We start from the raw sequence: 12,435 nt of genomic DNA, 5'->3' as shown, positions 1-12,435 counted from the left end.
TCATTTATGATTGAGGTTGTTTTTTGTCAAAAATTTTAAATACAAAATGTTTCGTTCTCCTTACAAATATTTCGGGTTAACCTTATTACTCATCGTAATCGACCAGATAATCAAGTTGGCTGTACACTATTTCATGAAGTATGAAGGCAATGAGGTGCCGTTGTTGGGCGAGTGGTTCAAGCTACACTATGTACTTAATAGAGGCATGGCATTTGGTATTACACTCGATTTTATTCCGAAAGGATACGGTAAAATTGTACTGAGTTTATTCAGAATATTTGCCATGTTTGGCATTGGCTATTACTTGACCAAACTAGCTAGTAAAAAGGCTCATGAGGGCTTACTTTGGAGTATCGCCGCTATTTTGGGGGGTGCTATCGGTAATGTTATCGACAGTACTTTTTATGGTGTTTTCTTAAACAATGCTCCTCTAAATTCGCCAACACCTTGGTTTCATGGCCAAGTAATTGATATGTTCTTTTTCGACCCTTATCAAGGTTGGATTCCTGAATGGGTTCCTATTTGGGGTGGCAGTTGGTATTCTACTCCCATTTTCAATTTTGCCGATGCTTCTATTTTTTGTGGTGTTGTAGCTATTTTAGTTTGGCAAAATACATTTTTTGCTACATTGGATACTCCTGTCACAGCACCTACAGATACCAACAATACTCCTCAAGTATCTGATATAGATACTACCAACGAAGACAAAATAGATACAATCGAAACGAACCAATAATAGCTTGAAAGCGATACTTATGCAATCAGAAATCATCATTGGCTTATCTTGGCTTAGTTATGGGCTTATCCATAGTGTTCTGGCTTCTAATGCAGCTAAAAATCTTCTTAAAGCTAGTTTAGGAAGATTTTTCGGTTCTTATAGGCTTCTTTATAATATTCTGGCCACCATTCTTCTTATTCCTATTCTGTATATCCAGATTACCACACCTTCCGAGTTTGTCTTACCCCCTAGTTCGATAAACTATATTCTGGGTGGGTTAATGATAGGTTCTGGTATTTATTTGGTAGTAGTAGCTATCAGACAATATAATACCAAACAGTTTTTAGGACTTGAACCTACCACCAGTACGTCACTCCAAACCGATGGCCTTATGGCTGTTGTTCGTCACCCTATTTATTTAGGTATATTAGTGGTTGTTTGGGGTTGTTTTGGCGTACAAGGTACTATAAGCAACCTTGTGATGGTACTTGCGATTACGTTATATGTTCGTATAGGAGTTTATTTTGAAGAAAAAAAGTTGGTAGAAGAATACGGGGCTGCTTATCGAAAATACCAAAAGGAAGTGCCTATGTTAATTCCAAAACTTTAGGGTAACACTTAACTTATGAATAGGTCAAAAATGCTTCTTGTTTCTTTAGTACTCAACGGCATATTGCTTGTAGGAGCTATATTTATTGGAATGAAGTATTGCGATAAAATCATGGAAAAACTCTGGCCTAATCATGCTAGCAAAATATTGTTTTTGGGCGACTCGTTACTTGCTCAAGAAAACTGGGCTATATGGCTTGGCCGAACAGATATTAGCAATCATGCTTTTGGTGGAGCTATTACACAGCAAATCAGGTGGAATATAGAGCGTGGAGGATGGCCTCCGCAAACGCAAATATGTGTTTTGAATGGAGGTATCAATGATTTGTTTTCTGGCGTTCCTGTACACCGAATTGTTCAAAACTACGAGGTAATACTACAGAGTGCTCAACAGCATGGTGTAACCATTATTCTGAACTCATGTATTTTTACCACTTTCGACAAACAGCTAAACAAGGATATAGAATTGCTGAATAGGCAACTTGAGCAGCTAGTACATCAATACAATTTTGCATACTGTCCTATCAATGAGGCCCTCAAAGATAATATGCTATTACCCAAAGATTATTCTACCGATGGGGTTCATCTCAAAGCATCGGCTTATACTGTGTGGACAAAGCTTTTGCAGGAAAAAATAAAAACCCTAGATAAGTAAGAGTATTGAAAAAAATAGCCTCATAATTTTGTACAAAAAATACTTATACATGCCAAAGCCCCTTGAAATGACTTCGAGGGGCTTTGGGGAGATGTTTTACGGTAATTATTTTTTTGGAGCCGTTGCAGGAGCTGGAGCAGGAGCTGCAGTTACTGGCTTAGGCGTAACACCCATTTTCTTCAATACTAAATCAGAAATGTTAGCATCGTCTGGAGCATGCAATACGATAGGCGTTGTACCCTGTCCTGCATCGTAATTGAAAACAAAAGCATAAGCATTTTCTTTTGCTACAGCGTGCATATTGTCTTCAATTTTCTTCAACAAAGGTTGTAACAATTGAGCTTGTTTTTTCTGCAAAGAAGTAGCTGAACTTTGACGGAACTCTTCGATTTGAGCTTGCAAGTTTTGTAATTCTTTTTCCTTATCAGTTCTGATCACATCAGCCATACCAGATAAGTTTTTCTCGTAATCAGCCAATTTAGTTTGGAAATCTTTTACTTTACCTTGCAACAAGTTTTCGTATTGAGTTTGAGTAGTTTTCAATTCAGTTTCAACTTGTTTTGCTTCAGGCAATTGGTTCAAGATATAGTCTAAGCTAATATAACCGATTTTTTGTTGAGCATTTACGTTAGACGTTGCCAATGCAACAATAGCAAACAAGGCAATCAAAAATTTGTGTTTCATTTTAGTCATTTGGATTTGTTAATTATTCTTTTTGTTTGATTTGGTTTTAGCAGGATTATTGGTGTCGTCCTTACTAGCATTTTGTTCTTCTTTTTCTTTCTCTTTCAATTGCTCCACCGAAATACCCAGCTCTTCCATAATATAATCTGTATAATCATGTGTAGGATTTGTATAAAGCATGGCTAAACCATCCGAGGATTTATCAAATATAAAGTCGAGTCTTTTCTGACGAGCTATTTTTTCAATTGCTTTAGCCACTTCATCCAAGATAGGACGCATTATATCTTGTTTCTTTTTAAAAAGCTCACCATTTATACCAAAAACTTTATTTTGTAATTCACGTGCTTCTTTTTCCTTATCTGCAATAGCCTTCAAGCGTTGTTGTTTCATTTCTTCGGTCAACAAAACTTCTTCGGCACGAAAAGCTTTTTCCAACTTAGTTACTTCATTATTTTTATCAGAAATTTCTTTCACCCACTTGGTTGTTAATTTCTCTATATCCTCTTGGGCTTTTTGATATTCTGGCATTTTAGAGGTAATATATTCAGAATCAATATAACCAAATTTTTGTCCGTATATACCCAAAGATGAAGTAACGAATACCAAAATTAGTAAAAAAATCTGCTTATTCACGGTGATAGGGGTTATTTAGTTTATAGATATTGTATTTATAACGATGTTTTTTCTACATTATTGAATCGTGCAATCTCAAATCTGATAGATTAACAAATGCTTAACAAAGTTATTGAACAAATATCAAAATAAAGGGTAATAAAAACGTCTAATATAGCCTATTATCCAATTTTTATTACCCTTTACTCTAGTAGTTTTTATCGAATCTGCTGGCCAATCGAGAAGGTAAATGCTTGACGACCGAAATCTGTCTGGCCATTGATTTTGTCAAATGCCCAACCATAGTCGATACCAATCATACCAAAGGCTGGCATAAAGATTCTAGCACCAAAACCTGCCGATTTGTATAATTTGAATGGGTTATATTCTTGGTAGTTAGCAAAGTTGTTTCCGCCTTCGGCAAATGTCAACAAGAAAATTGTTGCAGATGGGTTGAGCGAAACAGGGTAACGCAACTCCATTACAAACTTGTTGTAGGCAACTCCACCATTAGGTACTGTACCTTGCGAACCTAACACACGGTCTTTATAACCACGCAAACCGATAATATCGCGGCTAGCAATGGTATAACCCGTAACCATGCCCGACCCCCCAACATCAAAACGCTCAAATACTGAAATAGGCTTGTTTGGATTATAACTACCCAAGAAACCCATGTGAGTACGCATGTGGAATACCAATTTGCTGGTGATAGCTGTAAACCAGCTTGCATCAAACATCCACTTATGATACTCAATCAAACCGCCGTCTATTTTGCCACCGAGTAATGAATATGGTGGTGTCAATGATGCCGTTAATGAGAAACTAGACCCATAACGAGGGAATGTTGGGTTGTCGATACTATTTCTTGACAAGTTGGTTACAAAAGCAATAGATACCGATTTGCCTGGAGGGTAACCATAATAGCTTTGTCCTAAACCTGCAATATCAATCAATGAGAATGACAATGAGTTGCTCAATGAGAAATAATCATCTGGCCATTTCAAGCGTTTTCCTAAGCTAAATGACAACGAAGTACTATTAAAGTGAGCGTTGTTCTGAGCATTAGTGGCACTATCTTGCTGGGCCGTTGTAAGATTTGAGGTTGTTGTTCCTAAACCATAACCGTAGCCGTAGCCGTAGCCGTAGCCATACGCCGAACTACCATAAGGATTTGACAAATAGTTGTATTGCTGAATTTTGTATGGGTACGAAATATTACGACTCAATGTTACAGAGAATGAGTTAGGTTTTTTACCACCAAGCCAAGGCTCGGTAAATGATAACGAATAGTTTTGATAAGCAACACCATTGGCTTGGAATCTTACCGATAGTTTTTGGCCATCTCCAGAAGGAAGAGGTTTCCATGATGAAAGATTTCCAATATTTTTGGCCGAGAAGTTGTTAAAGGTTACCCCCAATGTACCTACAAAACCAATATAACCACCCCAACCACCAGATAATTCAATTTGGTCTGAAGGTTTTTCTTCTACGTTGTATTCAATATCTACAGTACCATCGGCCTTCGGAATAGGGTTTGGCGTAATTTTTTCGGGGTTAAAGTACCCAATAGTCGATAATTCACGAACGGTACGAATAATAGCCGATTTACTAAATTTTTGTCCTGGCAATGTTCTAATCTCACGCATTACTACGTGGTCAGAGGTTTTGGTATTACCATTTACAATTACCTTGTTGATTGTCGCCTGCTTACCTTCTGTAATACGGAAGGTGATATCGATTGAATCGCCAACTACGGCAGTTTCAACTGGCTCGCATTGGTAAAACAAATATCCATTGTCCATATAAGCCGAACTAACGTCTTCTTGAGGTTTACCGTTCAGGCGTTTTTCGAGGTCTTCTGTATTATAGATATCTCCTTTTTTGACACCTAACAACTCGGTAAGCACCGAATCTGAATAGATATAGTTACCTTCCCAGTAAATATTGCGGTAGTGATACTGTTTACCTTCTTCTATTTTGAAGATAATTTTCACCATACTTTCGCCATCCTTGATAACGGAATCAGACAAAATCTGGGCATCACGGTATCCTTTTTTGTTATAATATTCTAGTAATTTAGCTTTATCTTCTTCAAACTTCTTTGGTACATATTTAGATGGTGTAAAAATTCTCCAGAATTTTTTCTCCTTTGTACCTTTCAATTTGCGACGAAGCGTACTCAATTTCATTTCAGAAACACCACCAAAAACAATCTTAGAGATTTTTACTTTATCGCCTTTTTTGATAAATACCTTCATTGTGGCATTGTTACCACGAGTAGAGTCGGTACGTTCTGCTATTTTGATACCAACGTTCAAAAAGCCTTTTTCTTGATAATGCTTTTTAATAGCTAGCTCAATATTCTTTTTTACGGTAGCCGTAATAATCTTGCCTTTATAGGTTTTGATTTTATCGGAAAGCGTTTCTTGCTCGCCTTTACGAATACCGCTATATTCGAGCTTAAATAAGCGAGGGCGTTCTTTCAAACTAATATTAAGCCAAATCTTGTCGCCTTCCATCTTAGTTGCCGACACTTCGACTTCTTCTAAGATACCTTGGTCCATCAATTTTTTGATAGCAGATGAAATAGCGTCGCCTGGGACTTTGATTTTGTCGCCTACACGCAATCCAGATAAAGTTATCATTGAATTGCCATCATAGAATTTTGAACCAGACACTGTAATTTCTGCAATTTCATACTCTTGAGGAGTTGCATAATTCAACTCGGGCGTTGATGCCGCAGCTTGGGTTCGACCTAAGCCCCCAAACCTCAACTGAGCCTGTGATAAAAACGAGAGAATGGATAAGCAAAATAGAAAGGTATATTTCTTCATTTTATAGTTTATGTTAGTCATTTTAGGGATAGTTTGTCTATCCGCCGCTAACTATTCTGTGGCACTTTTACAAACAATATTTATATACTACATCATTTTTACTTGTTCAGAGGTTCTGCCAAATCTTCTTTCACGAACCTGATAATCTTTGATGGCTTCAAACAGATGTTCACGGCGGAAGTCTGGCCAGAAGAGATTTTCAAAGATATATAATTCGGCATAAGCCAATTGCCACAACATAAAATTACTGATACGGTGGTCGCCTCCTGTTCTAATCATCAAATCTGGATTAGGAATACCCTTAGTGTCTAGTGATATTTCAAAAAGGCTTTCGTTGATATCTTCGATAGCCAATGTTCCAGCTTTTACTTGTTCAGCTATTTTTTTGGTAGCATTCACAATATCCCATTTGCCGCTATAACTTAATGCCAAAATCACCGTTAAGCCTGTGTTATTTTTGGTATCATCAATAGCCGATAATAATTCTTTTTGAGAATATTCGGGCAAATTATGAATATCGCCAATAGTGTCGAGCCTTACATTGTTTTTGTGCATAGTAGGCAACTCATCTTTGATGGTTTTTACCAAAAGCATCATCAAAGCATCTACTTCAGCTTTAGGTCTGTTCCAATTTTCGGTTGAAAAAGCATAAAGTGTCAAATATTGCACTCCTATTTCGCCACTACCCTCAATTACCTCCTTAACTGCTTTGAGTGCATTACGATGGCCAAAAATTCTATCCGTAAAGCCTTTTTGCTTGGCCCAACGTCCGTTTCCGTCCATGATAACGGCTATGTGTTTTGGTAGATTGTTTCGGTCTAATTGTTCTTTCACTGATTTAACACTTTTTAACAAACTGAATGATGCTTTCTGGCTTTTTAGGCGACATTTCTGCTTTTGATACAAGTTTTTTGAACCAGACCTTGATACAAATCTTCTGACAAAATCAGAAAAAGCGAATCAAAAATCATCAAAAATGGCTTATTTCCTAACAATATTGCAAATTTAGCGAATTATGTACCCTATTCAAAATAGCAGTATGCCTTATTAGAGAATACTATGGAAGTGAGCCCTCGAATAGGACTCTTATTTGAAATGAATTGGCAATGAGTAGCTTTTAATTTAGTTAAGAAAATCTAAAGATTGTTGGCGGTTGTACAGCAATAGTCTTGATATAGGAATCGCTGTAACAATTCCTATATCAAGTATTATTTTGGACAGTATATTTTAATAAACTTATATGTTATCGAAATACTTGTATAATAATACATGTCATTTTTTGAATAGTCATTTTGAAGATTTTTAGGAAGATCTGGATCGTCGCCTCCTAGATTATCGAGGTAATCCGTAAAAGTTTTTCGAGTCCCAAACTCTAGGTTTATATCCCAAGGGCCCCTTACATTGTATTTAATCCCAACACCAAAAGGTAATACAATTTGATTTTGTTTATAGTCTGAAACGGGGTTGTCACGAGGCGAAAACTTCATAAAGCCTATTCCTCCAAAAACATAAGGAGACCAATCTTTATGATAACGATTATATTTGTAATTCAGAAAGTTATACTCTGTTACTAGGCTCAATTCGTTGATAGTGGTTTGAAAAGTCTTGCCTCTCAACTGATTAAAAGGGTCGCTAACCTCTTTGTCGTCACCATAAATAGAACCAATCAAAGCACTTGCTCTAAAAGACACATCGTTTTTGAGGTTGTATCTAAATAGAATATGCCCTCCTAGCTTAGCAAAGCTAGGATGTAAATCGGGCGAAATATCGCCTTTATAGTTCATTGCTCCTAGCCCCCCACCTATTTCAATTTTTTGGGCTAAAGTACATTGAATACTACCTAACAAAATCCATAAAGCAATTTGTACTTTCTTACTTTTAATCATAATAAAACACCGTGGATAGTTTATTGAGCATGAACAAAAAAGTCAGGCTAATATCCTGACTTCATTGAGGCAATATTTTAGCTATATTGATTTTCGCTACACATATTAGGTAAGAATCTGTTTGGTAATAAGGCCAAAACAATCGTTTTAAACATAACTCTCAACTATTCTTGCCTTTTTGCTTTGCTACTCTAAATCCATTAACGCAATGGAGGACATTTTATTTTTGCTGGAATATAGTAAATCAATTTTACGGTTGTTAGCATATAAGAATCTTTATATTTTGAGCTTCCACGCTTATTATCGCCGTTGCCATCAAACCCTGGCACTATAAAAGAACTGGTAAATGGGTCAACAGGGTTGTTGGGGTCGTAAATACCAATATTGGTTAAATATTGAATTACACCTGCAGTACGGTCTTTTCCAGTACGTGCGGCAATGCGTTCGAGGGTTCGGTTACCCATAGCTGCCGATAATGGGCTTTGAGCGGCAAGGTCGGCTGTAGCAGCATAGTTGCCCCCAACATCGTCGAGGTAATCGGTAAATGAGAAGCGATACCCCAGTTCTAAGCCAATATCAAAATTATGATTTAATTTATAACGAACCCCTATACCCAAAGGAACAGCTACACTGATAAGTGAATAAGGCTGAGCCGTATAACCTGGCAAACCTTGTCCTTCGGTATGTAATGGTTGCAAACGTACCCATTCGTCTGGATACAGTGGGGTTTCGGGCTTGGCCACTGGGTCGTGGGCAAATACGGCAATTCCCCCAAAAATATAGGGTGCAATCGATGCTCTTCTTGGAGAACCTTTGAGGGTAGGCACAAAATCGTATTGCCCTACGATCGAAAGTTCTTTGATGTCATTTCGAAAATGGAGGTTTCGCATAAAATTTGCTTCATAACCCGACACCCCATCCATATAATTATCATCGCCCGAAATTCTAGCCCAAGTAAGGCCAAATCTTAATCCAAACTGAGGCGAAAGCTGGCGAGTGAAATTAAAGGCCGCATTCCAACGCATACCATTAATAGTCGACTGAATAAATCTATTATAAGGAGAAAGCTCGCCGTAATAACTTGAAGTACCAATTCCTAAACTTACAGATGAATAAGGTTCAAACGTTTTACGTTTGCGGGTTTGATTCTTTCCTCCAAAAAGGTTAGAAAAACTAAATTGTCCTAAACTTTCCTGTGCAATGGAGGTAAGTAAAGCTATAACAACTAACAAAACAACTTTCTTTTTCATAAGTATGGCTAAAGTTCTTCTCTATATTTTTTGACAGTATATTCTTAGTAATATTTGTTAATAAACGTTAATTCCTATGTTTTGTTATGGTCTTTCCATTAATTTCGGATATCGAGCCCCCAATTTAATTTACTTCTTAAGGTATTCAAAAAATTGGTATTGGATAGCTTAATTAAATTGGCTTTAAACTTGCCTCTTTCCATCCTAATTTTCACATTTCCATCTACAACTTTCGAGCGGGCATCCAACGACACCAAGTAATTGGCACTCCTACTTTCAACCTCAAATTCCAGAATAGAATCAGTTGTGACTACCAATGGCCTTACATTAAGGTTGTGTGGACTCATTGGGGCTATCACAAAAATATCGGATGTTGGCATTACCAAGGGGCCTCCTACGCTCAGGTTGTAGCCCGTCGACCCTGTGGCTGTTGCAATAATTAGGCCATCGGCCCAATAAGCATTCAAATATTCGCCATTGAGATAAGCCTTCACAACAATCATCGAAGAGGTATCTGTTTTCATGATACCCAATTCGTTTAAGCCAAAATTGAGTCCATCAAATATATCGAGCGATTCGCCATTGAGTGTTGTATCGATACTCACCAAGGTTCTTTTGTCGATACTATAATTATTATTAAATATTTCCGCTAAGCTTTCCTGGATTTTGTCGGGCGATATAGTTGCCAAAAAGCCCAATCTACCTGTATTGATACCCAAAATAGGGATTTCACGTGCTCCTACAAAAGTAACGGCATCGAGCAGTGTACCGTCGCCTCCCAAACTCAAAACCAAGTCGGCATTTTGTAAATCACTTTGCGTAGAATAAAACGAACTGGCAGTATAGCGGATACCTGCATCTAACAAAAATTGGTGGTATGACTGTGATATTTGCAATTCAGCTCCTCGTATAGCCAAACTATCGAACATGTCCTGTACGAAAGGCCGGATGGCTTCATTGAAATTTCGCCCATGAATGGCTATTTTCATTTTACTGATTTTCTAAAATTAAAAATGTACTTGTATTTATCGCACTTCAAGAGGATTTGATAAAGGGCTTTTCAAAACGCTTTATAACAACGCTTTTAGTCCAACCTTAAAACAAAAGAAAATATAACTAATGGAAAAGGCAAATTTTGATAGGCCATTTTGGTTCAAAACCGCAAAAAACCCATAAGAACGTTAGTTCCTATGGGTTTTTTGAAAAGGTATATCTTATAAATCTAAGTATTTCATCAATAAATCAAACCGCTCTTTGTCGGGTGTTTCGATAGATTCAAACGAATATGCACCGATAATCTGGTATTCAAAACGTTCGAGGGTTGCCACCACTGGCGTAATGTCTCGGCGGTTGAGCTTGAGCGTAAGAATATCCTTAAAATTAGAACTTTCATCGCCTGTGGTATAGTAGCTACTGATAATTTTGGTATCATTGGCTTCTATCAATCGGCTAATTTCGGACAATGAGTAGCTGCGGTTTTCAAGAGCAATTTCGATAATAGCCCCTAATTCTTGCGAACCCAGCTTTTTGGTTAGGATATTCAGGAGTTCGGTTACTACAATCGTACCACTATATTTTCTTTCTTCATCTAGTACTACAATGACCTCCAACTCGTGCTTTTGAGCTACACTAAGTACCTCGTACAAATGTTGTTCGGCTAGCACAAATACTTCTTGATACCCGGGCTGTAATGCTAATAACGGCAATTCTTCATCGGCTTCCAGCAGTATATCTTGACTTATTAGCCCTCGATATTCAGCATTTTCGACAATGGCCAACTGCCCAACTCTATATTCATCCATCCAACCCAAGGCATCCCCAACTGTATCAGCAGATTTGAGGACGGGTAAAACATGATTTATTACATCTTTTGCAAGCATTGTTTTCGACGTGGTAAGTTGTTTATAATAGCAGAACTAGGTTTTGTAAAGATTATTGCCTGCTATTACTCTAAAATTAGTGATTTAATAGCAACTTCCAATTGATATTTACAAATATTATGCTTGCTAATATGCCATTTCGGGTACGCCTATTGGTGTTTTTTCAAGCCAATTATTCAATATCTTGTTAAATTGCTCTGGTCGTTCCATCATTGGTGCATGACAGCATTTGTCAATAAAATGCAATTCAGAACCTTCTATCAAACGGTTAAACTCATGACCAACTTGTGGGGGGGTAATTGTATCGTTCAAGCCCCATACCAACAGAGTAGGTACTTTTATTCTAACAACATCTTTGGCCATATTGTTTCTTTGAGCCGATTTTGCGATAGAAATAATACGAATTACTTTCTGAGCACTGTTGGTTATCTCAAAAACTTCGTCGATCAAATCTTTTGAGGCTGTTTTTGGGTCATAAAAAGTATATTCTACTCTTTCTTTGATATACTCATAACTTCCTCTTTTTGGATACGACCCACCCATACCATTCTCAAAAAGCCCTGAGCTACCTGTCAATACTAACCTTTTTACCTTTGAAGGGTTTTTTAGGGTAAAAATCAACCCTACATGCCCTCCCAAAGAATTGCCCAATAAAGTCAGGTTTTCTAAGCCTTTCCAAGCCACAAAACCTTCGATATACTCATTCAAGCCTTCACATCCAGCTTTGGTAATAGGCATTGTATAAATCGGCATCATCGGAATAATCACACGATAATGACTTTTAAAACCCTCAATAACTCCTTCCCAGTTGCTTAATGCACCAAAAAGACCGTGAAGCAACAAAAGTATTTCACCTTTGCCTTCATCTATATATTTGTATCCGTTGCCTTCGTGAATTTGGTAGTTCATAATGATTATGAGGTTTGATAAATTTGGGACATTACTCGATAAATGATACTAAAAGTGTGCATTCTATTATTGAACTAATCTAATATTTTTCTGCACTTGATTTAGCAAAAAAAGAAGAAATGAAAGAATTGAAAAAAGGCATTTTTCTTAAAACTAGACTTTCAACAACAATACTCTTCCAACCTAGTATACAATAAAAAAAATGGTTTTGTTCAATTTTTGAAATCTTTTTCTTCAATGCAAAATAACAAAAAATATCTAAAAAATGTATTACCCTTTTTTCAAATCAGCTAGCTATTTTCATAAAAGTATTAATACAGGGCAAAATAAAAATACATAATAATCTAATTATCAAATACTTAAACACAAAACCTTATATCTTGACTTTTTTTATA

The 12,435-nt window shown here is 36.9% G+C and carries 12 protein-coding genes; 3 read left to right on the top strand and 9 right to left on the bottom strand.

Features of this window, described 5'->3' with window-relative positions; translation table 11 throughout:
* Window positions 1-46: 46 nt before the first annotated feature.
* From FLEMA_RS67510 to FLEMA_RS0104590, 3 genes are all read left to right on the top strand, one after another.
* Window positions 47-736, top strand: a complete 690-nt coding sequence (locus FLEMA_RS67510) for a lipoprotein signal peptidase (protein WP_052353950.1) — start codon at window positions 47-49, stop codon at window positions 734-736.
* Window positions 737-755: 19 nt separating this feature from the next.
* Window positions 756-1,328, top strand: coding sequence for a methyltransferase family protein (locus FLEMA_RS0104595; RefSeq protein ID WP_026994445.1), 573 nt, complete (start codon window positions 756-758; stop codon window positions 1,326-1,328).
* 111 nt (window positions 1,329-1,439) lie between these two features.
* Entirely contained in the window at window positions 1,440-1,982 is a 543-nt protein-coding gene (locus FLEMA_RS0104590) for an SGNH/GDSL hydrolase family protein (RefSeq protein ID WP_159102652.1), read from the top strand.
* A gap of 105 nt (window positions 1,983-2,087) precedes the next feature.
* Here FLEMA_RS0104590 and FLEMA_RS0104585 read toward each other — a convergent pair whose 3' ends face one another.
* From FLEMA_RS0104585 to FLEMA_RS0104540, 9 genes are all read right to left on the bottom strand, one after another.
* On the bottom strand, window positions 2,088-2,666 hold the full coding sequence (locus FLEMA_RS0104585) for an OmpH/Skp family outer membrane protein (protein ID WP_044170801.1): 579 nt from the start codon (window positions 2,664-2,666) through the stop codon (window positions 2,088-2,090).
* Window positions 2,667-2,684: 18 nt separating this feature from the next.
* Window positions 2,685-3,194 (bottom strand): OmpH/Skp family outer membrane protein, encoded by a 510-nt coding sequence (locus FLEMA_RS67505; RefSeq protein ID WP_229359348.1) that lies wholly within the window; start codon window positions 3,192-3,194, stop codon window positions 2,685-2,687.
* Between the two features lie 302 nt (window positions 3,195-3,496).
* Window positions 3,497-6,136, bottom strand: coding sequence for an outer membrane protein assembly factor BamA (gene bamA, locus FLEMA_RS0104575; protein WP_052353949.1), 2,640 nt, complete (start codon window positions 6,134-6,136; stop codon window positions 3,497-3,499).
* A 66-nt stretch (window positions 6,137-6,202) separates the two neighbouring features.
* Window positions 6,203-6,949, bottom strand: coding sequence for an undecaprenyl pyrophosphate synthase (gene uppS / locus FLEMA_RS0104570; protein WP_026994441.1), 747 nt, complete (start codon window positions 6,947-6,949; stop codon window positions 6,203-6,205).
* Between the two features lie 374 nt (window positions 6,950-7,323).
* Window positions 7,324-8,001: a type IX secretion system protein PorG gene (porG, locus tag FLEMA_RS0104560; protein WP_026994440.1), complete on the bottom strand. Its 678-nt coding sequence runs from the start codon at window positions 7,999-8,001 to the stop codon at window positions 7,324-7,326.
* Window positions 8,002-8,201: 200 nt separating this feature from the next.
* Window positions 8,202-9,251, bottom strand: a complete 1,050-nt coding sequence (locus FLEMA_RS0104555; RefSeq protein WP_052353948.1) for a DUF6089 family protein — start codon at window positions 9,249-9,251, stop codon at window positions 8,202-8,204.
* Between the two features lie 98 nt (window positions 9,252-9,349).
* Window positions 9,350-10,240 (bottom strand): NAD kinase, encoded by an 891-nt coding sequence (locus FLEMA_RS0104550; RefSeq protein ID WP_026994438.1) that lies wholly within the window; start codon window positions 10,238-10,240, stop codon window positions 9,350-9,352.
* A gap of 225 nt (window positions 10,241-10,465) precedes the next feature.
* Window positions 10,466-11,131 carry a CBS domain-containing protein gene (locus tag FLEMA_RS0104545; RefSeq protein WP_026994437.1) on the bottom strand — a complete coding sequence of 222 codons (666 nt, stop codon included), beginning with the start codon at window positions 11,129-11,131 and terminating at the stop codon, window positions 10,466-10,468.
* A gap of 126 nt (window positions 11,132-11,257) precedes the next feature.
* The gene (locus tag FLEMA_RS0104540; protein WP_026994436.1) at window positions 11,258-12,040 is read right to left on the bottom strand and encodes an alpha/beta fold hydrolase; all 783 of its coding nucleotides are present in this window, start codon (window positions 12,038-12,040) and stop codon (window positions 11,258-11,260) included.
* Between the last annotated feature and the right edge of the window lie 395 nt (window positions 12,041-12,435).

Origin of the sequence: Flectobacillus major DSM 103, from assembly GCF_000427405.1 — a bacterium.
GTDB lineage: Bacteria > Bacteroidota > Bacteroidia > Cytophagales > Spirosomataceae > Flectobacillus > Flectobacillus major.
Note: the sequence above shows the minus strand (reverse complement) of the source record. Positions and strands in the feature narration are given on the sequence as shown.

Excerpts from the sequence above, each read along its gene's own strand:
- FLEMA_RS0104545 (WP_026994437.1), bottom strand. The coding sequence starts at position 11,131 with ATGCTTGCAAAAGATGTAATAAATCATGTTTTACCCGTCCTCAAATCT.
- FLEMA_RS67505 (WP_229359348.1), bottom strand. The coding sequence starts at position 3,194 with ATGCCAGAATATCAAAAAGCCCAAGAGGATATAGAGAAATTAACAACC.
- FLEMA_RS0104555 (WP_052353948.1), bottom strand. The coding sequence starts at position 9,251 with ATGAAAAAGAAAGTTGTTTTGTTAGTTGTTATAGCTTTACTTACCTCC.
- FLEMA_RS0104540 (WP_026994436.1), bottom strand. The coding sequence starts at position 12,040 with ATGAACTACCAAATTCACGAAGGCAACGGATACAAATATATAGATGAA.
- FLEMA_RS0104550 (WP_026994438.1), bottom strand. The coding sequence starts at position 10,240 with ATGAAAATAGCCATTCATGGGCGAAATTTCAATGAAGCCATCCGGCCT.
- bamA (WP_052353949.1), bottom strand. The coding sequence starts at position 6,136 with ATGACTAACATAAACTATAAAATGAAGAAATATACCTTTCTATTTTGC.
- FLEMA_RS0104595 (WP_026994445.1), top strand. The coding sequence starts at position 756 with ATGCAATCAGAAATCATCATTGGCTTATCTTGGCTTAGTTATGGGCTT.
- porG (WP_026994440.1), bottom strand. The coding sequence starts at position 8,001 with ATGATTAAAAGTAAGAAAGTACAAATTGCTTTATGGATTTTGTTAGGT.
- FLEMA_RS67510 (WP_052353950.1), top strand. The coding sequence starts at position 47 with ATGTTTCGTTCTCCTTACAAATATTTCGGGTTAACCTTATTACTCATC.
- FLEMA_RS0104590 (WP_159102652.1), top strand. The coding sequence starts at position 1,440 with ATGGAAAAACTCTGGCCTAATCATGCTAGCAAAATATTGTTTTTGGGC.
- FLEMA_RS0104585 (WP_044170801.1), bottom strand. The coding sequence starts at position 2,666 with ATGAAACACAAATTTTTGATTGCCTTGTTTGCTATTGTTGCATTGGCA.